The sequence below is a fragment of the Acidaminococcus sp. AM05-11 genome (assembly GCF_003472805.1).
Taxonomy (GTDB): domain Bacteria; phylum Bacillota; class Negativicutes; order Acidaminococcales; family Acidaminococcaceae; genus Acidaminococcus; species Acidaminococcus hominis.
Map to the genome: position 1 here is coordinate 67,303 of NZ_QRMX01000009.1, position 24,452 is coordinate 91,754.

Sequence of the window (24,452 nt, forward strand, 5' to 3'; positions counted from 1 at the left end):
GGGGCCGGCTGCCGCCAGCTTCCAGGGCCCAGCCTAGGCATTTTCCAGGGCTTCCACCATACGCTTCACATACTCCCGCACAGGCGGCACCGCAGCCTTCCCATACTGGGCGCACAGCTTCACAATGGCACTGCCCACAATGGCTCCATCGCTGATGCCTGCCAATTCCCGGGCCTGCTCCGGTGTAGAGATGCCAAAGCCCACGGCCACCGGCTTGTCCGTCACCTGCCGGATCTGTTCTACAATAGGCGCCAGATTGGTGGTAATTTCCTGGCGCACCCCGGTAACCCCCAAAGAGGAAACCAGGTAGATGTACCCCTGGGCAGCTTGGGCAATTTCTTTCACCCGCTGGTGGGAGGTGGGGGCAATCAGGGAAATCAATTCCACCCCGTACTGGGCAGCTACCGGTCCAAAGGTCTCCCGTTCTTCAAAGGGCACGTCGGGAATGATTACCCCGTCCACCCCGCAGTCCCGGCAGTCCTGGAAGAATTTCTCAGCTCCATAGGTAAATACCGGATTGGCGTAGGTCAGGAAAACCAGGGGAATCTGGGTGTGCTTGCGGACCTTGGCTACCAGTTCAAAAAGGTCCCGGGTTTTGACCCCACTGGCCAGGGCCCGGTTATCCGCTTCCTGGATTACCGGCCCTTCCGCCGTAGGATCGGAAAAGGGAATGCCCAGCTCAATAATGCCGGCCCCCGCTTCTTCCATGGCGTAAATCAATTGTTCCGTGGTATCTAAATCCGGATCCCCTGCGGTCACAAAGGGAATAAATACTTTTTTCTGTTTGGCAAATGCAGCGGTAATTCTACTCATGAAGGTCAACCCCCTTATATCTGGCAATGGCAGCCACATCCTTGTCTCCCCGGCCGGAAAGGTTCACCACCAGGAGTTTTTCCTTGGGAAGGGTGGGTGCCAGTTTCATGGCATAGGCAACGGCGTGGGCACTTTCGATGGCCGGAATGATGCCCTCGGTCCGGGACAGGTACTCAAAAGCCTCCACCGCTTCATCGTCGGTGATAGATACGTACTGGGCCCGGCCCTTGTCGTACAGGTCCGCATGCTCCGGTCCAATGCCCGGATAATCCAGGCCGGCAGAAATGGAGTACACCGGGGCAATCTGCCCATCCTGGTCCTGAAGAAAATAGGATTCCATGCCGTGGAAGATACCGGGTTTGCCCCGGGCTATGGTAGCGGCGGTTTCTGCCGTATTCACGCCCCGGCCGGCCGCTTCCACCCCGATAAGCTGTACCTGGGTATCCGGAATGAAATCATAGAACAGGCCCATGGCATTACTGCCACCGCCTACACAGGCCATAAGAATATCCGGCAGCCGGCCTTCCTTTTCCAGCATCTGGGCCTTTACTTCTTCTCCGATGACCTTTTGGAAATCCCGGACCATGGCCGGGTAAGGGTGGGGGCCCATAACAGAGCCCAGCACGTAGAAGGTATCCTCTACCCGTGCGCTCCATTCCCGCATGGCCTCGCTGACTGCATCCTTCAGGGTGCCGGTGCCCGTAGTTACAGGCACCACCTTGGCGCCCAAAAGCTCCATTCGGTAAACATTCAGGGCCTGGCGGATAGTATCTTCCTTGCCCATGTATACCACACATTCCATGCCCATCAGGGCAGCCACCGTAGCAGCTGCCACCCCGTGCTGGCCGGCCCCAGTTTCTGCAATGATCCGTTTTTTGCCCATTTTCTTAGCCAGAAGGCACTGGCCCAGCACATTGTTGATTTTGTGGGCCCCAGTATGGTTCAAATCTTCCCGTTTCAGGTAAATGGTGGCGCCCCCCAGATCCTGGCTCATTTTCTCTGCCTTGTACAGCAGGCTGGGCCGATTGGCGTAGTCATGGTACAAGGTTTGGAGTTCTGCCAAAAATTCCGGGTCGTTCTTATATTGTTCGTAAGCCCGTTCCAGTTCCTGGACTGCATTCATCAGGGTTTCCGGTACGTATTGGCCGCCGTGCCGGCCGTATCTTCCTTTACTCATTTGAATTCCTCTTTTCTAACCGCATCCACAAAGGACCGGATTTTTTCTAAATTTTTCTTTCCGTCTATTTCTACGCCGCTGCTGGTATCCACGCCCCAGGGGTGGAATTGGGCAATGGCCTCTCCCACATTGGCGGGGGTAAGGCCTCCGGCCAGGAAAAAGGGCCGGGGCAGGCTAAGCTTTTCCAGCAGGCCCGGAGCAATGGTCTTGCCCAGACCGCCATAGCCTTCGGGACTGTAGGCATCCAGCAGAAAATAATCACAGGGATAGGCATCTGCATGCGCCAGGCTTTCGGGGCCCTTTACCCGCAGCACCTTGATAATGGGTACCTGTACCCGCTTTCTCAGAGCCCGGCAGTAGTCCGGGGATTCCTCCCCGTGAAGCTGCACCCCTTGGATAATGCCTTGCTGCACCAGGGCGGCAACCCTTTCCAGGGGCTCCTGTACAAAGACGCCCACTGCCGGAATTTGGGGGTCCAGGGCCTGCCGCAATTGGCGGGCCTGCTCTGAGGTTACCTGCCTGCGGCCCGGGGCAAAGACAAAGCCTGCATAGTCCGGCCGGCAGGCATTCACCATTTGGATAGCTTCCAGGGTACGAAGTCCGCAAAGCTTACACCGGGTCATCTTGTTCTCCTTTTAATTGCCTCAGGGTCCTTCCTGGATTCCCGCTGCGCATCAGCAGCTCCCCTACCAGGACGGCGCTGACCCCGGCCTGTTCCAGTTCCCTGGTCTGAGCCCTTCCTGTAATACCGCTTTCCGCCACAAAGGGCAGTTCCCGGGGAGCCAGCTTCCGCAGCTGGAGGCTGTTGCGTACATTTACCGTGAAATTCTTCAGGTTCCTATTGTTAACGCCCAAAATCCGGGCGCCGGACCCCAGGGCCCGTTCCAGCTCTTTTGCATCGTGGACTTCCACCAGGGCATCTAACCCTAAGTGCTCCGCCAGCTGGCGAAATTCCCGCAGTTCCTCCTCCCCCAGCAGCGCCGCAATAAGCAGCACTGCATCGGCTCCCAGGCATTTGGCCTGGAGGATCTGGTAGGGATCCACCGTGAAATCTTTCCGCAGCAGGGGCAGCTGAACCACCTGCCGGATTTCTTTCAGGTACTGGTCGCTGCCCAGAAACCGGGTCGGTTCCGTCAGCACCGATATGGCTGCCGCACCGGCTTTTTCGTAGGTCCGGGCAATTTCCAGGTAGGGAAAGTTTGGGGCAATCAAGCCCTTGGAAGGGGAAGCCTTTTTCACTTCCGCAATGATCTGCAGGCCCGGCTGGGTAAGTGCCCGGTAAAAGCAGCCGGCCCGTTCCCGGCCCAGGGCTTCGGCCCTGGCCAGGAGTTTTGCTTCGCTTTCTTTTTGGCGCTCTGCGGCCACTCGCTGCCGGGCGGCCTGTGCCAGCTGGTCCAAAATCATGCCTGGGTCAGCTCCACAAAGCGCTGCAGCTTGGCCAGGGCCTTGCCGCTGTCAATGATATCCGCCGCTTCCGCAAGGCAGTCCCGGAGCACCTTTTGCCCTTTGCCCAGGTAAATGCACAGGGCGGAGTTTAACAGCACCGCATCCCGTTTTGGACCCCGGTCCCGGCCGCTTAAAATATCCAGGGTCAGCTGGGCATTTTCTGCTGGGCTGCCGCCCACCAGGTCTTCCTTTTGGCAGCGTTTCAATCCCAACTGGGCCGGATCCAGAAAGAAGCTGTTCATGCGGCCGTCAATGAGCTCACAAAGGGTGGAGGAAGTAGTCAGGGTGGCCTCGTCCAGGCCGTCATGACCATGGACCACCATGGCTCGTTTCACTCCCAGATTGGCCAGCACCTTGGCCATAGGTTCCACCAGGTTTTCGTCGTAAACGCCCAGCAGCTGCATGGTAGCACCAGCCGGGTTGGTCAAGGGCCCAATGATGTTGAACAGGGTCCGCAGCCCCAGCTGCTTGCGCACCGGGCCGGCGTATTTCATGGAAGAATGGTACAGGGGCGCAAACAGGAAGCAGAAGCCCAGCTCCTGCAAAATTGCTTCGCTCCGCTGTCGGGGCACGTCCAACCGGGCGCCCAGGGCTTCCAGGCAATCTGCGGCACCGCATTTGCTGGACACACTGCGGTTCCCATGCTTGGCTACGGGCACCCCGGCAGAGGCAATCACAAAGGCGCTGGTGGTGGAGATGTTGAAGGTATTGGCCCGGTCGCCGCCGGTCCCAACAATATCCAGCACATCCTGTTGGGGCTCCAGCCGTTGGCATTTATCCCGAAGCACCAGGGCACAGGCGGTAATTTCCTCCACCGTTTCCCCCTTCATCCGCATGGCGGTAATGAAGCTGGCAATTTGGGCATCCGTAGCCTGGCCGCTCATAATGGTATCCATAACGCCCCGGGTCTCCTCAAGGCTCAAATCATAGCCATCTGCTGCTTTCAGCAGGGCATTCTGTATTTCCAGCATGTCATTTCCCTCCTTCAATCTGTAAGAAATTCTGGATGATCTGCTTGCCGTCCGGGGTCAGAATGGATTCCGGATGGAACTGCAAACCATACAAATTGTAATCCCGATGCTTCAGCCCCATGATTTCTCCCTGGTCCGTTTCCGCAATTACCAGGAGTTCGTCCGGCAGGGTGGCTTTTTCCACTAGGAGCGAATGGTACCGGGCTGCCGGAATAATAGGTGCCAGCCCCTGGAACAGGGCGGAACCATTGGCAATGTGTACCTGGCTCTGCTTGCCGTGGACCAGCTGGGGTGCCCGAATCACCCGGCCGCCGAAGACTTCTCCCAAGGCTTGGTGCCCCAGGCAGACCCCCAGGATGGGCAGTTCCCCTTTCAGCTCCCGCAGCGCCTCTTCGCAGATACCGGCATCCTCCGGCCGCCCCGGACCCGGGGACAAAATCAGGTGGGTGGGGGCCATTTGGCGGATATCCGCCACAGTCAGGGCATCGTTGCGCACCACTTTTACGTCCGGCTGCAAGGTTCCCACCAATTGGTACAGGTTATAGGTAAAACTATCGTAATTGTCAATCAGTAAAATCATGATTTATTCCTCCGCTGCTGCTTCCAGGGCTGCCCGAATGGCCGCCGACTTGTTCACCGTTTCGGCAAATTCATTTTCCACCTGGGAATCCGCCACAATACCGCCGCCGGCTTGGAAGTACACCCGGCCGCCGTATTTCAGGGCTGTGCGAATGGTAATGCAGATATCCATGTTCCCGGCAAAGTCCAGGTACCCCATGCCGCCTCCGTAGGGGCCCCGCCGCTCCGGTTCCAATGCATCGATGATTTCACAGGCCCTGACCTTGGGCGCTCCGGACAGGGTACCTGCCGGAAAGGCAGCACACAGGGTGTCCACGCAATCCTTGTCCGCCCGGAGGGTTCCCGTTACCTTGCTGGTAAGGTGCATCACATGGGAGAACTTCTTCACCAGCAGGTAATCCGACACCTGGACAGAACCGAATTCCGCCGTTTTGCCCACATCATTCCGGGCCAGGTCCACCAGCATATTGTGCTCGCTGAGCTCTTTGGGATCCTGAAGCAGGTCCTGCTCCAGGGCCTTGTCCTCAGCCTCCGTACGGCCCCTTTTCCGGGTCCCGGCAATGGGCATGGAGGTAATGGTCCGGCCCTTGACCTGAATCAGGGTTTCCGGAGAAGAACCCGCCAGTTCCACTTCCCCGGTGCTGAGCAGCACCATGTACTGGGAAGGATTGGTGGTCCGGAGAATCCGGTACATAGAAAACAGATCCTGGTCGTAGTCTGCGGAAAACCGCTGGGAGTATACCGCCTGGAAAATATCGCCGCAGCGGATATGTTCCTTGATGGTTTCCACATTGCGCCGGTAGGTTTCCTTGCTTTGGTTGCTGGTAATGGGTCCCAGCACCGCTTTCTCAAGCTGGGGCGGTACCACCGGCTGCCGGGTCAAGGCTTCCAGCTTGTCCAATTCTACCTGTGCTTTCTGGTAATTATCTGCCAGGTGGTCAGTTTTAATGGTTACTGCTAAGTACAGTTTTTGTTTGAAACTATCAAAGGCGATGATTTTGTCAAAAAGCATCAGGTCAAAATCTGGGAAGGGTGTGGCCTTTTTCGGATCGAAATGCAGACTGGGTTCACAGTACTGGATAAAATCATAGGAGAAGTATCCCACCAGGCCTCCGGTAAAGGGCGGCAGGTCCGGCAGGGAAGGAATGGCGTATTCCTTCAGCAGCCGGCGGAGTGCCGTCAGGGGATCCTCCGCAAGGGTTTCCACCTGCCCGTTCTCCCCTTCCAGCTGGGCTTTTCCAGCCTTGGCAGTCAGCCGCAGCCGGGGATCACAGCCAATGAAGGAATACCGGCCGGAAGGGTCCTCCTTCTCCAGACTCTCCAACAGAAAGTACCGATTCCGGTCCCTGCGCAGCAGGCTCACCAGCCCAATAGGGGTCAGGGTATCTGCCAGGATTTCCCGTACCACCGGCACCGCCGGATAATTTTTTGCGCTATGTTGTAATTCTTCCAAAGTTTGTTGTTTCATAATGCTCCTCCTCACATGAAAAAACGGATATCCCGTTGGTCAATCCGCCTGGATATCCGTGAAGCCGCAAAGTAAAGTAACAAAAAACACCTGTCCTTCTACAAGGACAGGTGTTATAACCTGCGGTACCACCCCGTATTACAATGCTTTCACATTGTACGCTCAGCAGAATGCCAACACATTCCTCACCAATAACGCAGGTGCTGCGTCGCGGGATACTTTCTTTCGATTTCATCGCGCCCTCAGTGGTCCATTTGCCAGTCTGCCGCTATCCGGTTTCCAGCACCCCGGACTCTCTGTAAGCACATCCTCTGACGTTATCTCCACTTCAATGGTTTCAGTAGTCATTTGAAATTGTGCCCTTAGGATACCACCCTGAGTCCAGGGCTGTCAACAAAAATTCTAAAAAACTTTTTATGCTAAAGGAAATTGTAACATTGAAACAAAACCACCCCATTTTTCTATGGAGTGGTTTTATAAATTTCTTTATTTTTGAGTATTACGCTTTCTAAGCTGCTTTCCGGCCTTACAGCTTCCAGATAAAGGCAGCCAGCTGCTTCAGACCCGGCGCCAGGCTGGTCATATCCAGTTCCTCATGGACCGTATGGAGGCCAGTACCCTTGCTGATGCCAAAAGCCATGGCCGGAATGTGCCGGCTCAGGGGAATGTTGGCATCGGTACTGCCGCAGTCAAAATGGGTGGACAGCCCCTCCCGCTTCCGAATAGCCTGAATCCGGTCATAAATCTCGTTCTCCAAAGCGCCCTCGCTGCAGGGCCGTTCTCCCAAAAGCAGGGTTTCAATCTGCACGTCTTCCCGTCTATGCTGGTCCAGGATGGCCTGGAAGGCCGCATCCAGCTTCAACAGTTCCGTATGGGAAACCGAACGCATATCCACCGTGAATTCCACTTCTTCTGCAATGGAATTTACCGTGGTTCCGCCCTGAATGGTGCCCACATTGTAGGTGGTCTTGGGGTCCTTGGGTACCGTCAGCTGGTAAAATTCCTGGATGATGGCGGACGCCTCTGCAATGGCGTTGGCATTGCCAAACGCCCCGAAGCTGTGCCCTCCGGGGGTCACCACATGAACCGCATAACGCCGGGATCCTACCGCCAGGTTGACGAACCGGTCATTAAACCCATCCACTGCCAGGAAATAGGTGAGCCGATCCCCCCAGGTATCCGTCAGATAGCGGCTGCCCTTCAGGTTGCCCAGTCCCTCTTCCCCAGTATTAAAAGCAAAAATGGCCGGGGTGTGGAGCTTCATGGTATGCATCATTTTGATGAGAAACAGCAGGGCAGCCACGTCGGAGCTGTTATCCCCGCAGGAAGGGGCCTTCATCACATGGCCGGCGATTTCCGGCACAATGTGGGTAACCCCTGCGAACACCGTATCCATGTGGGCCGTATACAGGGGAAACTTCTCTGCCCCGTCAATATGGCAGGGATACACCACATTTCCTGCTTCGTCAATGTAGGAACCTTCTGCCCCCAGGGCTTTCAGCTGTTCCAGAATCCATTGGGCTTTTTTCCCTTCCTCCCCGGTGGGAGACGGCAGGGACGTTACATCGTATAACAACTGGATATAATCCGCCATATTATGGTCAATATAATCGTTGACCAGTTTCCGCAATACTTCGTTCATGCTGCACCTCCATTTGGCATTGTCTTTTTGATTATACCATACTCCGCCCAGGTACCCTAGCTAAGATTCTCCCGAAACAGGTGGGCCGCCAAAGCCAAAGTCAGAATGGCCACAATCACCATGGGCACAAAATCAAAAGCAATAGTGGAAAGCCCCGCCCCCTCAAAATAGATCCGCCGCATGGCATCCAGGGCAAAACGCAGGGGATCCACGTAGGTCAGCAGCTGGAGAAATTGGGGCATATTCCGCACCGGAGTAGCTACCCCGGACAGTAAGGCATTGGGAATCAGGTACACATAGGTATAGACCTGGACCTGCTGCATACTGGAGCAGACCGAGGAAATACTAAGGCCAATCCCGGTGGAACTGAGAAAATACACCAGCAGAACCAGGTACAAGGTAGGATAAGAGCCGGCAAAAGGCACCCGGAACCAAAACAGGTCAATCAGCAGCAGAATGGTGGCCTGCATCAGACCCACCACCACAGGAGGAAATGCCTTGCCAATCAGCAGTACCAAAGGCGATGCCGGGGTAACCAGCAGCTGCTCAAAGGTTCCCTCCTCCCGTTCCCGGGCTACGGACATACCGGACAATAAAATAACCTGGGCAAAGCTCATGAGCCCCATAATGCCCGGTGCAAAGTACCAGCGGGTGGACTGGTTGGGGTTAAACCAGGTTCTGGGTTCCAGGGTAACCGGCAGGGGCTGCCCCGTCCGGGCGCTGGCCCAGCTGGCCACCACCCGGCCCGTATAAGCGGACGCCAGGCTGGCCGTCATGGTATTGCGGCCGTCGGTAATCAGCTGGAGCCTGGCCTTCTCTCCCCGCTCCAGCCTTTGGGTAAAATCTTGGGGAATAGCCAGCACCATCATGGCCTGTTCCGTATCCATAATAGCCGCAATCTGGGAAGCGTTTTGGAGGGTGGCTGCCCGGTGGAAAAAGCCCGTGCCGTCCAGCCTTGCCAAAAGGGAGGCAGAGGCTTCCGAATGGCTCTGGTCCAATACCCCGTAGGAAATATAGGTTACATTGAAGGTGGCGGCGTAGCCAAAAAGGATTCCCGTAAAAATCACCGGAATCACCAAAATCCGCCGGAAGGCTTTGTCCTTCATAATGGCCAGAAATTCCTTGCGGCAGATGCACTTTACCTGATACCAGAAAAGTTTCCAGCCCGTCATCATTCCACCTTCTTTCGGATGATATGGAAGGCCAGTTCCGTAAACAGAATGGCAAAAAACACCAAGATGGCCCCCTGCTTCCAGATTACCGGCCAGATATTTCCGGCCAAAAACAGGGTTTTCAATACCGTCAGGTAATGGCTGAAGGGCAGGATTTCCCCGGACAGCTGTACCACCAGGGGAGTGCTGCGCAGGTCAAACAGAAAGCCCGACACCATAATGCTGGGCAGAAAGCTTACCAACATGGCCACCTGGGTAGCCATGAACTGCCCCTTGGTCACTACGGAAATCAGGATTCCCGCCCCCAGGGCAGCCAACAGATACAAGATGGTTACCAAAAGAATCAGGGCCAGGGAGCCCACCAGGGGCACCTGGAATAAATACCGGGACAATACCAGACAGATCAATACCCCCAGCATGGCAATGCAGAAATACGGAATAATTTTGGCTACAATCAGCTCTCCCTTCCGCACCGGAGTTACAAACAGGGATTCAAAGGTGCCCCGCTCATACTCCCGGGCCATTACCCCGGCGGTAAGCAGCACCCCTACCAGCGTCACAATCATCAGGATCAGCCCCGGCACAAAAACCCAGGTACTGGCATGGGCATCGTTGAACCACAGCCGGCTTTCCAGGGTAACTCCGCCCAGCCCCTGAGCCGCCAGATACTCCCCCGTCCACTGGCTGACTCCTGCCTCCACATAGGATTGCAGGGTCATGGCAGTAGTGGTATCCACCCCATATAAAATCAGCTGGAGCCGGGCATTGTTCTGGTGCAGCTGCCGGCTGAAATCCGGAGGGACCCGGAGAATGGCGTCCACCTTTCGGGTTTCAAAAGCCTGGACAGCCTGGTAGATATCCGTCATATACACCGGCTTAAAATATTCCGACCCATCCACAAAATTCACCATCTGCCGGGCTTCCGGGGCATTATCCTCCAGCACCACCGCAATGGGCGCATTCTTTACGTCCAGGCTGATGCCAAAGCCGATGACCAGAATCAGGATAATGGGCAGCAAAATTCCCATCATCAGACTGCTCTTGTCCCGGCCCACTTCCAAAAATTCTTTATGGGTCAGAGCCCGCATCCGGCGCAGCCGGTCATTGATGGTGTCCTGCATGGTTCTCCTCCCCCTTTGCTGCCCGTGCCCGGTGGACAATATCGATAAACAGCTCATCCATATTTCCCCGGGGTTTGTGGAGCTGCTGCCGGATTTCTTCTGCCGAGCCTACAATCAGCATTTCGCCCCGGTCCTGAATCATGATCCGGTCACAGTACTCCGCTTCTTCCATAAAATGGGTGGTAACAATAATGGTGGTCCCCTTCATGGCCAAATCCGTAATCTGCCGCCAGAACAGCCGCCGGGCCAGGGGATCGATGCCGCTGGTGGGCTCATCCAGGAACAGGATTTCCGGCTCCTGGAGCAGGGCGCAGGCCATGGAAAGGCGCTGCTTATAGCCGCCGGGCAGGTCCCCGGCATTTTTGTCCTGCATTCCCTCCAAACGGAATTCTTCCAAGATAAGTTTGATGCGCTCCTTTAATTTTTTGGGTGGTATTCCGTAAATTCCTCCGAAAAACTGTAGATTATCCAAGACGCTCAGCTTGCTGTACAAGGAGAATTTCTGGGCCACGTAGCCTATTTTGGCCCTGGCCTGGGTTCTGGCCGTCCGCAGGTTCTCCCCAGCCACGCTGAGCACCCCTTCCGTAGCCGGCAAAAGGCCGCAGAGCATCCGGAAGGTGGTGGTTTTCCCTGCGCCGTTAGGGCCCAAAAGGCCAAATACCTCCCCCCGATGCACCTGGAAGGAAGTATGGGAAACGGCGGTAAAATCTCCGAATTTCTTCACCAGATTTTCCACCTTGATGCTGACCTCAGGAGAAACGGGCTGGTAGGTTCCCGGCTCCAGGGGCGTCAGTTCCAACTGCTTATCCTCCGGCTTGGCGTCCCGATGCAGGAGAATCATAAAGCCATCCTCCAGCCGGGGCGCAGCGGGCTGGGCGGCCAGTTGCCACTTGCCAAGGGTAGCCGGCAGCTTTTCCGGCCGCAGGGCAATATACCGGACCAGACCGCTTTGGGGCACGGCATCTACCACGTCCGGATCGTCCAAAAGAGCCCCCTGGATAACCCGACAGGGCAGTCCCTGGGGCGGCACCACTTCAAAACACCGGCCCTGGGCTACGTTCTGAAGACTCTCGGGGGTACCCTGAAAAAGGATTTTTCCCTGGTTCAATACATACACATCGTCACACATGGCGGCCTCGTTCATATAGGCCGTACATACAATAACACTGAGGTGTTCTTCCTGGACCAGCTGTTTGATGATTACCCAAAGTTCCTGCCGGGACAGGGGGTCCACCCCCACCGTAGGCTCATCCAAAAGCAGCAGTTCCGGAGAACGTACCAGGGTGCAGGCAAGACCCAGCTTCTGTTTCATGCCCCCGGACAAGTTCCCGGCCAACCGTCCGGTAAAAGCTTCCAGTCCCGTCATAGAAAGGAGCTTGGCAAACCGCTGCCGCCGCTTTTCCCCCTCTACGCCAAAAAGGTCTGCATACAAGTCCAGGTTTTCCTGGACCGTCAAATCTTCATAGAGGCCAAATTTTTGGGGCATATAATTGATTCTCGTTTGAATTTCTGGTGCTTGCTGCACTGCATCTAACCCCAGCACTTCCAGTTTGCCCCCTGTAGGGGACAAGAGTCCGCACAGCAGCCGCAGGGTGGTGGTTTTCCCCGCCCCATCCGGCCCTATGAGAGCCGTCATTTTGCCTGCTGCTGCCTGAAAATCCACTTGATTCAGGGCCAGGGTCCGTCCCTGCTTATCGTCAAATAATTTCTCCAACCCCTGGGCCCGGACCACCCAATCAGCCATGGCGGGTCTCCGTTTCCAATTTGACCGTTACCGGCATACCCATCCGCAGCCGGTTCCGGGTATCCGTTACGTAGACCCGAACCTCGTACAGCAGGGCAGTACGCAGGTCCGAGGTTTCTACCGTTTTAGGCGTAAACTCCGCAGTGGAGGAAATGTACCCTACCTGGCCCGTTACCGGGTCATTGGGGAAGCTGTCGGTGTAGACCTTGGCTTCCATTCCTTCATAAATGCGGCCCAAGTCCTGTTCGCTGACATAGACCCGCACCCATTTTTTCTCATTGAGGGACAGCTTAAAGACAGGCTTCTGGGGAGAGGCCATATCCCCCGGTTCCAAAAGCCGGGACCGGATAACGCCGTCTGACGGCGCCCGAAGCTCTGCCTGCCCCAGCAGATAATTCACCTGGTTTACCTCTTCCTGGAGGGCCCGCAGCTGGGCCTCCCCGGCAGCAACATCTTCCTCCCGGGGCCCGGCCTGGGCCTTGGCATAGGACTGGGACGCTGCCTCGGCCTGGGCCGCCGCTACATCCGCCTTGGTCCTTGCTGCATCCAAATCCTGCTTGCTGACGGAAAGCCCCAAGGAATTCCGGTAGGCCGTCTGGGCCCGGTCCAGGTCCTGTTTGGCCTGCTCCGCCTGGGCCGCCGCCTCATCGGCCTTGGACTTGGCTTCGGCCAGATCTTCTGCCCGGGTACCGTTATGGAGCTTGTCCACCACCGCCTGCTGGGCGGCTACCTGGGCCTGAAGCTTGCTTTTCTTGATTTTCAGTTCGTCCGTGTCCAGCCGGGCCAGCACCTGGTCCTTGGTCACCTTGTCCCCCTCTTCCACCAATACGTCCGCAATCCGGTCGCTTTGCCGGAAGGCCAGGGCCACTTCCCGCACGTCTACGTTGCCGTAAAGGGTCAGGGTGCGGGCCGCCTTCTGGTCCTGATACCGCTCATACCCAAAGCCGCCCAAAAGGGCCAATACCACCACCCCTGCCGCCAGAGCCGCTTTTTTCTTATCCGTCCGCAATGTATTCCAAAGTTCCTTAATCATGTTTTGTTCCTCCCGCTGCCGCAGCTGCCTGTTGGTCCATCGGTTCCCAGCCTCCACCCAAGGCCTTAAAGAGGTGGATCAGATTGGCCAGTTCCTGGCCTTTGCTGCGATTTTCCTGCCGTTCCAGCCCCAAAAGGGTGCTCTCATTATCCAGCACCGCTTGGTAATCGCTAAGACCTGCCTGATAGCGGCTTTCTGCCAGGGAAAGGGCCTTTTGGGCATTTTCCCTGCCTGCGGTCAGCTGATCCTTTCTTTCCTTCTCCTGGACAATCTGGGTCATGGCATCCCGAACTTCTCCGGCTGCCTGGAGTACCGTCTTTTCGTATTGGGCCTGAACTTCCTTGACCCGTGCATCCTGCAGCCGTACATTCTGCCGCAATTGCCCCCCGTGAAAGAGAGGCAGGGTAATAGAAGGCGCCAGGGCAAAGCCCCGGGAACCTGCAGAAAACAGGTTGGATCCTCCCAGGGTCACCAGCCCCAGGAAACCTTCCAGCGTAAACCGGGGCTTTAAGGCCGCCCGGGCTTCCTTGGTTTTGGCCACCTGGGCCGCCACCTGCTGTTCCGCCGCAAAAATATCCGGCCGCTGCCGCAGGGAATTGGCGGGAATGGCATGGTACAGCAGCGGATTCACCTCCGGCAGGGGCGCCGGTTGGACCAGCTCATCCAAAGCCCCTGGCTCTGAGCCCGTAAGCACCGTCAGCCGGGTCAGGGTTTCGCTGATGGCCTGCCGCAGGCTGGGAACTTCTGCCAAAGTCGCCTGTGCCTGGGTGCGCATAGCCGTACCCGGGTAGGCGCTAATCAGTCCCGCCTGAAAATTGGTATCCAAAAGATCCGCTTTCTGCTGCTGCAGCTGTCCCCGTTTTTCTACCAGGACCAGGTCCTGCTGCAGGGTCCGCAGGGAAAAATAATTCAAGGCCGTTTCCGCACTGAGGGTTACCCAGGTACTGTACAGGGCCCCCTGCTGGGCGGCCAGTCCATGGGCTGCCGCCTGCTTCTCGGCCTTGATCCGGCCAAAGAAATCCAGTTCCCAGGACGCGTCAATCCCCAGGCCTGCGGCCTGGTTATTCAGCTTGGGCGCATGGAGCATTCCCGGTACGGGACTCATATCCGTTACCACCTTGCCCACATTGTCCGGCACCTCTCCCCGGATATAGGCACCGCCGGCATTCAGCCAGGGAAGGCTTTCTCCTTTGCTGATGCCCAGCTGGGCCCGGGCTTCTTCCACCCGGGCAGCCCCGGCCTTTAAATCCCGGTTGTTTTGCAGCGTCAGGTCAATGAGCCTGTTGAGCTGGGGATCCTGAAACACCTTCCACCAGGCTGCCAGCTGCTGGGCGTCCAGCTGCGCCTCAGGTACCGTTTTATCATAAACCCCGCTCCCCTTGGCCAGCTGTGTCCAGGCCGCCATTTTTTCCGGGGCAGGGGCTGTTTTTCCATTTGTCTTGCCTGCCGCCAGGCCAAGGGCCGGTTCCGTCAATAGAGCCAGCACCAATACGGTTTCTTTCCAACCCATGGAAATGCCTCCTTCATTCTCCCACGCAAACAGAGGGGTAATTATTCGCACAATTAATTATAAACTAATTATAATACAAACCCCCTGTTCTTACAACCGAAACCCCTTTCCCCCATTTTTGAAAAAAAAGCTTGCACGGAATTTATTTTTTTGCTATACTGCATTTGGTTAGTTTTAACTAACTGTTAGAGTGAATTTATCCAGGAATTCACTTTTTTATTTTCTGTTTTAATTAGTTAATACTAACTAAAGGAGGGCTTCCCATGACAATTTCCTTAGAGACAGAATTGGTACGGCAATGCGCCCCAACTTTGGCTGGCCTAAAACCCGCCAGCCTGTTCCGCTACGTCTTTGCCCCCGGCCAAGACCCTGCCCGCGCACTATTTGCAGTGACCCAGGCCCTGGAGCCCAAAGGCATCCGGGTCCAAATCCTGTCCTATCACCTTGCCAGCCGGGGAGCCCTCTTTTATGGCTTCCGTCCGTGGGAACTTCACCAGATTCTAAAGGAACCGGCCAACAGCTCCTTCCTAAAACGCCAGGGCTATACGGGTTCTTGCGAGGAGATTCTGGACGCCATGGCCCTGCGCCTGTCCAGAAAGGGCTCCTTCCCCCATGAAATTGGCCTGCTGCTTGGCTATCCTTTAGAAGACGTGAAGGCGTATATGGCCGCTCCCCGGGAGAAAGGCGTTTGTTCCGGCTGCTGGAAAGCCTACGGCAATAGGGAGCAGGCTGCCTGCTACTTTGCCAAATGCCGAAAATGCACCCAGGTCTATTGGCGCTGCTACTGTGCAGGAACGCCTCTCAGCCGCCTGGCCGTTGCCTGATTTCTGTCAAAAACGGCACCGCCGTTTTTCTACTATCGCCACAGCCGGCAGAACCGCCGGCAGAAAGGATGTACCCTATGAGTAAAATCGCTGTTGTATTTTGGAGTGGAACCGGCAATACGGAAGCTATGGCCCAAGCTGTAGCAGAGGGCGCCAAAGAAAAAGGCGCAGAAGTAACCGTCTTTACGGCTGCGGAATTCTCTGCTGCCCAGGTTCCTGGTTTTGATGCCATTGCCTTTGGCTGTCCGGCCATGGGGGCAGAAGTTCTGGAAGAATCCGAATTCCAGCCCATGTTTGACGACGTAAAACCGGCCCTGTCCGGCAAGAAACTGGTGCTGTTCGGCTCCTACGGCTGGGGCACGGGTGAGTGGATGGACTACTGGAAGGAAGACTGCGTAAAGGCCGGTGCCGTGCTGGCGGCTGACCCCCTGATCATCAACGGGGCCCCCGATGATGCCGGTCTTGGTGAATGCAAAACCCTAGGCGCTGCCCTGGTATAAAATCCCCCATTAAGAAAGCAAAAAAGGATATGCCCCGGCACATCCTTTTTTGCTTTCTTAATGGAACAGGGCGTGGAACCCTTTCATAAATACATAGAGAATCCCGCTGGCAATCATGGGGCCCACAGGTACCCCCTTCAGGAAAATCACCCCCAAAATGGTCCCCACCAGAATGGAAACCACCATCTGGGGATCCCGGGTCATAACTTCAACACCCCATTTGCCCAAAAGGGCTACGATAATCCCGGTAACAATGGCAGCGATACCTTCCGGGGAGCGAACCACGTCCACAATTTCGTGGTAGCCGATGGCACCGGTAGCCAGAGGCACCAGCATGGCAGCCGTCAGGAGGATAACCCCCCAATTCAGTCCATGCGCCCCGAAATACAGCAGTTTGTCGTGGGGCAGCACCAGTTTCAGCACCAAAAGAAAAGCCGAAGAATACGTGACCGTGCTGTTATGGGAAAAATAGCCCAGCAGCAGGACACCCAGTAAAACCAAATATGCCTGCATGGAGTAATCCTTTCTAAAAACAATATGAGTCAGAGCCCGATGCTCTGACTCATATTTTACGTGATTTTACTACAATTGTAAACAAAAGGGATTCTATTTACTGTTTTGGGTTTCTGCGCCATAACACAGCACATATTGCACAAAGTACTGAACCCCCAGGCCCAAAGCCCGTTCATCTACATCAAAGTAGGGATTGTGCTGGGCATGACGTTCCTTCTCGTCGGGCACGCCGCCCCCCAGCAGCAAGATGCACTTGGGTGCCTCATACTTGGCGAAATCTTCGCCCCCCATTTGCAGGTCCCATTCTACAATCTTTGCCGGATCAAAAACCTTTTGGCAGGCCTTCAGCCCCGTTTCCACACAGGCCTTGTCGTTGATCATGGGCGGCGTGCCAAAGTGGTAGTCCACCCGGATTTGGGTCCGGGAGGCTTCGCCTACGCCTCTGGCCACCCGCTCCAGGATTCCCGGGTATTCCTGCCGCAGCTGGGGATTAAAGGTCCTGGCAGTCCCCTGTAGATGAGCCTCCGCCGGAATCACATTGGAAGTGGTCCCCGCCTGAAAGGAAGTAACACTGAGTACAGCCGGCTCTAAGGCACTGATTTCCCGGCTGACCACGGTTTGCAGGGTGGTCACAAATTCCGAGGCCGCCACAATGGGATCGATGGCCTGGTGGGGCTGGGCCCCATGGCCCCCCTTCCCTTCTACGTAAATGTCAAAGGTATCCGCTGCACTCATCACCGGTCCCACCCGCAGGGAGGCATACCCTACAGGAATCAGTCCCCAGATATGCAGGGCGATAATCCGGTCACATTCCTTGACCAATGGTTCATTTTTCATATGGGCCGCCCCGCTGTCCGCAATGTATTCTTCTGCCGGCTGGAAAATCAGCCGGACGGTAACCGGCAATTCATCCTTCAGACCGGCCAAAATTTTGGCCGTACCCAAAAGAATGGTAATGTGGGTATCATGGCCGCAGGCGTGCATGGTGCCGGGGTTTTGGGATTTGTAGGACGTTTCGTTCAGTTCTGTAATGGGCAGGGCATCAATATCTGCCCGGATGCCCAGAATCTTGTCCGAAGCTTTTTTCCCTTTGATGGTGCCAATAACGCCGGTTTTGGCCGCCTTTACTGCAGGAATGCCCAGCTTTTCCAAGTAGTTCAGGATTTTTTCCTGGGTGCCAAATTCCTGCCAGGACTGTTCCGGATGGGTATGAAAATCCCGGCGCAGGGTAACCAGTTCCTGCTGAAGCTGCTGTACTTGTTCTTCTACGTTCATAGCTTACTCCTTTTCAGAAAGAAGACCCTGCAGCCGCAGCGTCAGGGTCTTTCCATATGGGTTATTTTTTCGTATCGGGATCATACCACAGGCCGTTGTTGTTCTTCTTCAGGTATTCCTTGAAGGCTTCGGAATGGTAGGCATCCGCAATGTCCTTTACCCATTGGGCATTCTTGTTCTTGTCGGCTACCACCAGCTGCAGTAGCAGATGGGGCAGGATATCTTCCTTCATAAGCGCCGTGGAGGGGTCAATCTTGGCGTTGTACACAATGGAACCGGTAATGACGATGTAGTCGAAATCACCCCGTACAGCCGGGATATTCAGGGACTTCATTTCCACGAATTTCAGATTGTGGGGATTCTCCACAATATCCTGCATGGTTACCGTGGACAGGTCCTTTTTGGGATCCAGTTTAATCCACCCAGCTTTTTGCAGCAGCGCATAGGCTCTTGCCGTATTGGAAGCATCGTTGGGAACCGCAATGGTATCCCCGTCGGCTACTTGGTCCAGCTTGGTCTTAGAACCGGCGTAGATGCCAGCCGGAACAGTGGGAATAGGAGTGATGGCTGCCAAATGGCCGCCCTGCTTCTTATTGAAGTTATCCATATAGGCTATATGCTGCTCTACGTTAAAGTCCACTTCCCCTTCATTCAGGGCAATATCGGCCTGGAGCAGGTCGGACATATCCTTACCGGTAATCTTATACCCCTTCTTTTCCAAAATGGGTTTTACGCCCTTTTCGAACAGGTCAGAATAGGGTCCCTGGGATTTGCTGTAGGTGAGTTCCTTCTTGCTGCCCGTATCTTTGCTGCTGTCTCCGCAGCCTGCCAGCACCGCCGTGCTCATAATTGCCGCCAAGGCCACAACCAGCCACTTTTTCCAGTTTTTCATGATAACGCCTCCATATTCCCTTTTAATGATTTCTTGTTTTATAGGCAAAATGATTGCCGATGGTTTGGATAATCTGCACAAAAATAATCAGGACCACCACTGTAAACAGCATCAGCGGGGTATTCATTCTTTCGTAGCCGTAGGTCAAGGCCAGGTCGCCTACGCCGCCAGCCCCAATGGCACCGGCCATGGCCGTGGCACCAATAAGTCCGATGGTGCCGGTGGTCACCGACAAGATCAGGGATCCCTTGGCTTCCGGCAATAGGAAGTACCAGACAATCTCAAAATAGCTGGCTCCCATGGCCTGGGCTGCTTCCACAATCCCCCGGTCCACCTCCAAAATGGAGTTTTCAAACAGCCGGGTAAGATAGGGGGCGATGAAAATCACCAGGGGCACCAGGGCCGCCGTGGTCCCAATCCGGGTCCCTATAAGGGCTTTGGTAAGGGGCATAATGAACACCATCAGGATGATGAAAGGAATACTCCGAATCACATTGATAATGGTATTCAAAACCCCGGAAATCACCCGGTTATGGAGAATCCCGTTGGGATTGGTAAGCACCAGTGTCACTGCCAAAATCATGGCTATCACGGTGCCGATAAACAGGGAAATAAACACCATGTACAAGGTCTGCTCCGCCGCCAGGATCAAGCGGGAAGCCGGTACGCCCAATTGTTCAATCATGACAGGGACACCTCCTTCCACAAAATCCCCTGCTGGGTCAGATATGCTTCCGCCTTCTGGAGCTTATCCCCTTCATCAATCACCTGTAGGGTAAATAGTCCCAGGGCTGTCTGCTGCAATTCACAAACATTGGCAAACACGATATCCGTCTGCAAGCCGAACTTCTGGTTCAGTTCCCAAATGGTGCCTTCCGAAGCCTGGTCTCCCAAAAACCGCAGTTTCAGCAGCTTGTAGGGCCGGGTTTCCTTCTTTAATTTTTCCTGAATGCTCTTGGGAATGGTATCCGGAATAACCGTCCGAACGAACTTCTTGGTCATGGGCTGCTGGGGATCGCTGAATACGTCCAGGACGGAACCGCTTTCCACCACCTTGCCCAGTTCCATAACCGCCACCTTGTTGCACAGCTGCTGAATCACCTGAATCTGGTGGGTCACAAACAAGATGGTGATTTTCAGCTCCTTATTGATTTTTCGCAGCAGGTCCAAAATCTGGTCCGTGGTTTCCGGGTCCAAGGCACTGGTGGCCTCATCGCACAACAGAATGGACGGATTGGTAGCCAGAGCCCGGGCAATGCCCACCCGCTGTTTCTGACCGCCTGACAGCTGCCCGGGATAAGCATGAGCCTTGTCGTCCAGGCTGACAAATTTCAGCAGGGTTTTGACGATTTGGTCCACCGCAGCATTCTCAATCTTATTGAGCCGCAGGGGAATGGCCACATTCTCGTACACCGTTTTGGAACCCAGCAGGTTGAACTGCTGGAAAATCATCCCTACATTCTTCCGCACCAGACGCAGGTCCTGGTGGTTCAGGGTATCAATGGTCTGCCCGTTGATCACCACATGACCCTCCGTGGGAGTTTCCAAAGCGTTGACCATCCGGAGCAAAGTAGATTTTCCAGCGCCGCTGAAACCGATGACGCCAAAAATATCCCCCTTCTCTACCGTAAGGTTCACATGGGAAAGAGCCTGTACTTCAACATTTTTTAAGTGGAATGTCTTACTGACATCTTGGAATTCAATCATTGTACCGACACCTCTGCAGCAGCAAATAGTTTCTGGAGGCAGGACCGCATGTCCTGCTGTCTACAGCAGCGGGTTCCCCCGCAGCAGGGAAGCAAATGCCATTTTTTCAATTCCTGCACCTCCTGAAAAGATAAATTCAGAAGGAACCAAACCCGTCAGGGTATAAAAAAAGAACCCCCGTCTGCAGAGACGGTGGTCCGTGGTTCCACTCTGTTTTGCCGGCCCAAAGGTCAGCCTCAAGCGCAGTATAACGGCTGCCACCCCGTAAAGGCCTACTGGAACTTTCGGCCTTTCAGCTCCCGGAGGCATTCGGCCTGGTTTTGCACCGCCCTGCTCTCACCCTTGCAGGACTCTCTGTGGGGCTAGCCCAAACTTACTTATTCCGGTCATTGCTTTTCGCGTATGCATATATCCTACTATGCAAGGGGGATTTTGTCAAGGTACTGTAAAGGAAAAATACACATTTATTTGTGGAATTGCTATTCTTTTTAGTTATACATGTTGCCCTCAAACCAAACAAAAAAAGAAGGACCATCACCGAGGTGACAATCCTTCTTCAAAGAGCAGAAATTATTTCAGTTCTACTTTAGCGCCAGCTTCTTCCAGTTTAGCTTTCATGGCTTCAGCATCAGCTTTGGAAACGTTTTCTTTCAGGGTGTTAGGAGCAGCATCAACAGCAGCTTTAGCTTCCTTCAGGCCCAGGCCGGTCAGTTCGCGAACAACTTTGATAACGTTGATCTTGCTAGCACCAACATCGGTCAGTACAACGTTGAATTCGGTCTTTTCAGCAGCAGCAGCGCCAGCAGCAGGAGCAGCAGCAACAGCAACGGGAGCAGCAGCGCTCACGCCGAATTTTTCTTCCATAGCTTTTACCAGGTCAGCCAGTTCCAGAACAGTCATGCTTTCGATGGCTTGCAGAATTTGATCTTTATCCATTGTAAATACCTCCAAAATTTTTAAATGAAATGGTTGTCAGGCTGCGGATTCAGCCTGCAAGTGAATTAAGCAGTTTCCTGCTCTTTCTTTTGACGTACGGCCTCCAGGACATATACGGCATTGCGGATCGTGCCTTGGAGAACGTTGACCAGGCCGGACAGAGGGGCCTGCATGCTGCCAACCAGTTTGGCCAGCAGTTCTTCTCTGGACGGCAGTTCTGCCAGAGCCTTTACTTCGTCAACGCCGATTACGGCGCCGTCCAAAATGCCGGCTTTCAGTTCCAGAGCTTTATGATCCTTGCTGAAATCGTTGAGGATTTTAGCAGGAGCAACAGGGTCTTCAGGGGCGAAGGCCAGAGCGGTATTGTGTTCCAGATAAGCATCCAGGCCTTCAATACCAGCTTCCTGCGCAGCAATACGTACAAACGTATTCTTGGCAACCATGTATTTAATACCGGCTTCACGCATTTTGCTTCTCAGTTCGGTATCTTCAGCTACGGACAGGCCGCAGTAGTCAACCAGAACCACACCTTTAGAACCAGCCAGTAATTCTTTCAGTTCTGCAACTTTACTAGCTTTCTCAGGTCTAATATCATGCATCAATATACACCTCCTTGCGTAAAAAGTTATAATCAATGAAAAGACCTCTCGGCGGGTCAGCCGGAGGTCATGTTTATCAACACTCCGACCTAGGCAGGGGATAAGGATCGTTATGCGTTAGCACCTGCTGTCTCTGGTCCGATGGTCATTTTCTATGTGATTATTTGTTGCTGTCAGCCTTCAGTACATCCACGTGTACGCCAGGGCCCATGGTGGTGGACAGGGTTACACTCTTAATGTATTGTCCTTTGGCACCGGAGGGTTTTACCCGGATCAGGGTGGTTACTAAGGTCAGGTAGTTTTCCAACAGCTTTTCAGCATCGAAGGAAGCCTTACCGATAGCAGCTTGTACGTTACCGGCTTTGTCGGTACGGTACTCAATTTTACCAGCTTTGATTTCGTTGACAGCACGGGTTACATCCATGGTAACAGTGCCGACTTTCGGGTTAGGCATCAAGCCCTTGGGGCCCAAAATCTTACCCAAACGGCCTACGGTACCCATCATATCAGGGGTAGCAACGCAGACGTCGAAATCAGTCCAGCCGCCTTTGATTTTTTCTACCAGTTCATCAGAACCGACGAAATCAGCGCCAGCAGCTTCAGCTTCTTGTGCTTTAGCACCTCTAGCGAATACCAGCACGGTCTTGGATTTACCAGTACCATGGGGCAGAACCAGAGCGCCGCGCACTTGTTGGTCAGCATACTTGGGATCTACGCCCAGACGGACGGAAACCTCAACGGTGCTGTCGAATTTGGTTACAGAAGTCTGTTTAACCAGATCAACTGCTTCCTTGGGGGAATATGCTTTGCCAGCTTCGATGAGCTTTGCGGCATCAGAATATTTCTTGCCAAACTTTTTCATGTACTTTCCTCCTGGTGGTCAAACGGCTTTTGCCTCCCACGTAAATTGAAGAGCTTAGTCTTCTACAGTAATACCCATGCTGCGGGCAGTACCTTCAACCATGCGCATAGCAGCTTCAACAGAGCCAGCGTTTAGGTCTTTCATTTTGGTTTCTGCGATTTCCCGGATTTTGTCCCGTTTTACAACGGCTACTTTGTTCTTGTTGGGTTCGCCGGATGCTTTTTCAATACCAGCGGCCTTTTTCAGCAGAACTGCAGCGGGAGGGGTCTTCGTAATGAAAGTAAAGGAACGGTCTTCAAAAACAGTGATCTCAACAGGAATGATCAGACCAGCTTGTTTTGCAGTACGTTCGTTAAAGTCTTTAACGAAGGCCATAATGTTGATACCAGCTTGGCCGAGGGCCGGGCCTACGGGAGGTGCCGGAGTTGCCTTACCAGCAGGAACCTGCAATTTAACCATTTTAATAACTTTCTTTGGCATATGTCACACCTCCTTACTTAATCAATAGCTTCCACTTGGGTGAATTTAACTTCAATCGGAGTTTCCCGACCAAACATTTCAATCATGACTTTGACCTTCTGCTGTTCGTCGTTGATCTCCGCTACCGTCCCTACCATATCGGTAAAGCCAGGGGCCTTAATGCGGACGGTATCATTCAAACCTACAGGGCACTCCATACGGATGACGGGAGCTTCTTCAGCCTTGCCGCCTTCCTCTTTGGGTTGAGCTCCGAGGATGCGTTCTACTTCGCGGTCGGATAAGGGAATGGGTTTCGTGCCGGTGCCAACGAAGCCAGTTACACCAGGGGTGTTGCGCACAGCATACCAAGTCCGATCGTCCACAATCATTTCAATCAGCACATAGCCGGGAAATACCTTGCGGGCCATGATCTTCTGCTTGTCATCCTTAGCATCCACTTCATTCTGCATAGGAACCAGCACCTGAAAGATCTGCTCCTCCATGCCCAAAGAATGGATTTTGCTTTCCAAATTCATCTTTACCTTATTCTCGTAACCGGAATAAGTATGAATGACATACCAGTGCTTTTGACCTTCCATGCTTACTGCACTCCCATCACTAAACGAAACAGTACGGATAAAATAGCATCGATCGCCCAGATCAGCAATGCAGAAAACAGGCTGGACATGATTACCGTTACGGTATAGCCCATGAGTTCCCGCTTGTTCGGCCAGGCTACTTTTTTCATTTCGACCTTCACTTCCCGGAGGAATCCCGTCACTCCTGACGAGCTTTTGATATCCGGGGTGAATTGAGATGCTGCCATATTATCTCTCCACCTTATTTCGTTTCTTTATGCAACGTATGCTTCTTGCAGAATTTGCAATACTTGTTGATTTCGATCCGTTCAGTATCGTTTTTCTTATTCTTCGTAGTTTGATAGTTACGCTGTTTGCACTCAGTGCAAGCCAGGGTAATACCTACACGGTTTCCAGCTGCCATTCCTTAACACCTCGCTTACTTTACACTAGACTCAAGTCAAAAAAATCCTAAAAGCCGCTTATAAAGACTATCATACAAAAGGCCGAATGTCAACAAAAAATTGAGGCCGATAAGGGACCGGCCTCAATTTTGATGCCATTCTGGCAAATATTTCTTAACCTTCGATTTCGGTAACAACGCCAGCGCCTACCGTATGGCCGCCTTCGC

27 protein-coding genes and 2 other annotated features are annotated in these 24,452 nt (G+C 54.1%); of the genes, 2 read left to right on the plus strand and 25 right to left on the minus strand.

Annotated features, from left to right (window positions below):
• Positions 1-33 precede the first annotated feature (33 nt).
• From trpA to DW089_RS06615, 13 genes are all read right to left on the minus strand, one after another.
• Positions 34-813 (minus strand): tryptophan synthase subunit alpha, encoded by a 780-nt coding sequence (gene trpA / locus DW089_RS06555; RefSeq protein WP_105326842.1) that lies wholly within the window; start codon positions 811-813, stop codon positions 34-36.
• A complete protein-coding gene (gene trpB, locus DW089_RS06560; RefSeq protein WP_105326841.1) occupies positions 806-1,990 on the minus strand; it encodes a tryptophan synthase subunit beta in 1,185 nt (394 codons plus the stop codon). Before trpB ends, trpA begins: the two co-directional genes overlap by 8 nt.
• A complete protein-coding gene (locus DW089_RS06565; protein ID WP_105326840.1) occupies positions 1,987-2,613 on the minus strand; it encodes a phosphoribosylanthranilate isomerase in 627 nt (208 codons plus the stop codon). The genes trpB and DW089_RS06565 overlap by 4 nt, the downstream gene beginning before the upstream one ends.
• Complete coding sequence (trpC, locus tag DW089_RS06570; RefSeq protein WP_105326839.1) at positions 2,600-3,394, minus strand: indole-3-glycerol phosphate synthase TrpC; 795 nt, start codon at positions 3,392-3,394, stop codon at positions 2,600-2,602. The genes DW089_RS06565 and trpC overlap by 14 nt, the downstream gene beginning before the upstream one ends.
• Positions 3,391-4,407, minus strand: a complete 1,017-nt coding sequence (trpD, locus tag DW089_RS06575) for an anthranilate phosphoribosyltransferase (protein WP_105326838.1) — start codon at positions 4,405-4,407, stop codon at positions 3,391-3,393. The genes trpC and trpD overlap by 4 nt, the downstream gene beginning before the upstream one ends.
• Before the next feature lies 1 nt (position 4,408).
• Positions 4,409-4,987, minus strand: coding sequence for an aminodeoxychorismate/anthranilate synthase component II (locus DW089_RS06580; RefSeq protein WP_105326837.1), 579 nt, complete (start codon positions 4,985-4,987; stop codon positions 4,409-4,411).
• A gap of 3 nt (positions 4,988-4,990) precedes the next feature.
• On the minus strand, positions 4,991-6,454 hold the full coding sequence (trpE, locus tag DW089_RS06585) for an anthranilate synthase component I (RefSeq protein ID WP_105326836.1): 1,464 nt from the start codon (positions 6,452-6,454) through the stop codon (positions 4,991-4,993).
• A gap of 526 nt (positions 6,455-6,980) precedes the next feature.
• The gene (locus DW089_RS06590; RefSeq protein WP_105326835.1) at positions 6,981-8,096 is read right to left on the minus strand and encodes a M20/M25/M40 family metallo-hydrolase; all 1,116 of its coding nucleotides are present in this window, start codon (positions 8,094-8,096) and stop codon (positions 6,981-6,983) included.
• A gap of 56 nt (positions 8,097-8,152) precedes the next feature.
• Entirely contained in the window at positions 8,153-9,268 is a 1,116-nt protein-coding gene (locus DW089_RS06595; protein WP_199614647.1) for an ABC transporter permease, read from the minus strand.
• Positions 9,268-10,389, minus strand: coding sequence for an ABC transporter permease (locus DW089_RS06600; RefSeq protein WP_231086619.1), 1,122 nt, complete (start codon positions 10,387-10,389; stop codon positions 9,268-9,270). Before DW089_RS06600 ends, DW089_RS06595 begins: the two co-directional genes overlap by 1 nt.
• The gene (locus DW089_RS06605) at positions 10,370-12,133 is read right to left on the minus strand and encodes an ATP-binding cassette domain-containing protein (protein ID WP_105326833.1); all 1,764 of its coding nucleotides are present in this window, start codon (positions 12,131-12,133) and stop codon (positions 10,370-10,372) included. Before DW089_RS06605 ends, DW089_RS06600 begins: the two co-directional genes overlap by 20 nt.
• Positions 12,126-13,166 carry an HlyD family efflux transporter periplasmic adaptor subunit gene (locus DW089_RS06610; RefSeq protein WP_105326832.1) on the minus strand — a complete coding sequence of 347 codons (1,041 nt, stop codon included), beginning with the start codon at positions 13,164-13,166 and terminating at the stop codon, positions 12,126-12,128. Before DW089_RS06610 ends, DW089_RS06605 begins: the two co-directional genes overlap by 8 nt.
• On the minus strand, positions 13,159-14,676 hold the full coding sequence (locus DW089_RS06615) for an efflux transporter outer membrane subunit (RefSeq protein ID WP_105326831.1): 1,518 nt from the start codon (positions 14,674-14,676) through the stop codon (positions 13,159-13,161). Before DW089_RS06615 ends, DW089_RS06610 begins: the two co-directional genes overlap by 8 nt.
• Before the next feature lie 263 nt (positions 14,677-14,939).
• Here DW089_RS06615 and DW089_RS06620 point away from each other — a divergent pair, with 263 nt between their 5' ends.
• Both DW089_RS06620 and DW089_RS06625 read left to right on the plus strand, forming a co-directional pair.
• On the plus strand, positions 14,940-15,500 hold the full coding sequence (locus DW089_RS06620) for a DUF3793 family protein (RefSeq protein WP_105326830.1): 561 nt from the start codon (positions 14,940-14,942) through the stop codon (positions 15,498-15,500).
• Between the two features lie 77 nt (positions 15,501-15,577).
• Positions 15,578-16,000, plus strand: a complete 423-nt coding sequence (locus DW089_RS06625) for a flavodoxin (RefSeq protein WP_105326829.1) — start codon at positions 15,578-15,580, stop codon at positions 15,998-16,000.
• 57 nt (positions 16,001-16,057) lie between these two features.
• Here the strand turns inward: DW089_RS06625 and DW089_RS06630 are convergent, their stop codons facing one another.
• The 12 genes from DW089_RS06630 to rpmG form a co-directional block, all read right to left on the minus strand.
• Entirely contained in the window at positions 16,058-16,513 is a 456-nt protein-coding gene (locus DW089_RS06630) for a DUF441 domain-containing protein (RefSeq protein ID WP_105326828.1), read from the minus strand.
• A gap of 93 nt (positions 16,514-16,606) precedes the next feature.
• Complete coding sequence (locus tag DW089_RS06635; protein WP_105326827.1) at positions 16,607-17,788, minus strand: M20 family metallopeptidase; 1,182 nt, start codon at positions 17,786-17,788, stop codon at positions 16,607-16,609.
• A 61-nt stretch (positions 17,789-17,849) separates the two neighbouring features.
• Complete coding sequence (locus tag DW089_RS06640) at positions 17,850-18,680, minus strand: MetQ/NlpA family ABC transporter substrate-binding protein (RefSeq protein ID WP_105326826.1); 831 nt, start codon at positions 18,678-18,680, stop codon at positions 17,850-17,852.
• Between the two features lie 22 nt (positions 18,681-18,702).
• Positions 18,703-19,365, minus strand: coding sequence for a methionine ABC transporter permease (locus DW089_RS06645; RefSeq protein ID WP_105326825.1), 663 nt, complete (start codon positions 19,363-19,365; stop codon positions 18,703-18,705).
• On the minus strand, positions 19,362-20,387 hold the full coding sequence (locus tag DW089_RS06650; protein ID WP_105326824.1) for a methionine ABC transporter ATP-binding protein: 1,026 nt from the start codon (positions 20,385-20,387) through the stop codon (positions 19,362-19,364). The genes DW089_RS06645 and DW089_RS06650 overlap by 4 nt, the downstream gene beginning before the upstream one ends.
• 182 nt (positions 20,388-20,569) lie before the next feature.
• Positions 20,570-20,786, minus strand: a binding site (T-box leader).
• 171 nt (positions 20,787-20,957) lie between these two features.
• The gene (gene rplL / locus DW089_RS06660) at positions 20,958-21,323 is read right to left on the minus strand and encodes a 50S ribosomal protein L7/L12 (RefSeq protein ID WP_105326822.1); all 366 of its coding nucleotides are present in this window, start codon (positions 21,321-21,323) and stop codon (positions 20,958-20,960) included.
• Positions 21,324-21,388: 65 nt separating this feature from the next.
• Positions 21,389-21,922, minus strand: coding sequence for a 50S ribosomal protein L10 (gene rplJ, locus DW089_RS06665; protein ID WP_105326821.1), 534 nt, complete (start codon positions 21,920-21,922; stop codon positions 21,389-21,391).
• A gap of 28 nt (positions 21,923-21,950) precedes the next feature.
• Positions 21,951-22,077, minus strand: a sequence feature (ribosomal protein L10 leader region).
• 5 nt (positions 22,078-22,082) lie between these two features.
• Entirely contained in the window at positions 22,083-22,784 is a 702-nt protein-coding gene (gene rplA, locus DW089_RS06670) for a 50S ribosomal protein L1 (protein WP_105326820.1), read from the minus strand.
• Positions 22,785-22,838: 54 nt separating this feature from the next.
• Positions 22,839-23,264: a 50S ribosomal protein L11 gene (rplK, locus tag DW089_RS06675; RefSeq protein WP_105326819.1), complete on the minus strand. Its 426-nt coding sequence runs from the start codon at positions 23,262-23,264 to the stop codon at positions 22,839-22,841.
• Positions 23,265-23,281: 17 nt separating this feature from the next.
• A complete protein-coding gene (gene nusG / locus DW089_RS06680) occupies positions 23,282-23,842 on the minus strand; it encodes a transcription termination/antitermination protein NusG (protein ID WP_105326818.1) in 561 nt (186 codons plus the stop codon).
• 2 nt (positions 23,843-23,844) lie between these two features.
• Positions 23,845-24,069: a preprotein translocase subunit SecE gene (gene secE, locus DW089_RS06685; protein WP_105326817.1), complete on the minus strand. Its 225-nt coding sequence runs from the start codon at positions 24,067-24,069 to the stop codon at positions 23,845-23,847.
• A gap of 14 nt (positions 24,070-24,083) precedes the next feature.
• Entirely contained in the window at positions 24,084-24,245 is a 162-nt protein-coding gene (gene rpmG / locus DW089_RS06690) for a 50S ribosomal protein L33 (protein ID WP_105326816.1), read from the minus strand.
• Positions 24,246-24,452 lie beyond the last annotated feature (207 nt).